The following is a 360-nucleotide window of genomic DNA, read 5'->3' as shown; positions in this document are numbered from 1 at the left end:
CGTTTTCACATTCCGTAGCGATCCGGTTTGGGACGGCCAGTAGACGGGATTTTGTTGTTAGAATCAAGTCCGACAACAGCATCTCCACGTCCGCAGCAGCATGCAGGTTCCCTTTCAATTGCTCGAGTTCAATTGCAGCCTTTTCCTTCTTAATGCGCTCATGTTCGGTCTTCTCGTCGATAAATCGAGGCTTTTTATCGTCCTCCCTGCCGCCCGAAACGTGTTCGCAATAGGCTTGGACGGCCTCGGCCAGCAGGTATTTCCCTCTATCCACCTGTTTCAAGACGCCGTCCCGGGTCAATTGGCGTATCCATTGGGGAGTTTTCCCCACGATCGCAGCCAATTCTGAGGTGATTACCT

At 52.2% G+C, this 360-nt stretch carries 1 protein-coding gene; it reads right to left on the bottom strand.

All coding sequences use genetic code 11. The features are described from left to right. On the bottom strand, positions 1-343 hold a 343-nt coding region (locus GQY55_RS30855), incomplete at its 3' end, for a hypothetical protein (protein ID WP_160045739.1). Positions 344-360 lie beyond the last annotated feature (17 nt).

The organism is Paenibacillus sp. USDA918EY (assembly GCF_009870825.1).
In the GTDB taxonomy this organism is placed as follows: Bacteria; Bacillota; Bacilli; order Paenibacillales; family Paenibacillaceae; genus Paenibacillus_AQ; species Paenibacillus_AQ albilobatus.
This window is presented reverse-complemented; position numbering and strand designations above follow the sequence as displayed.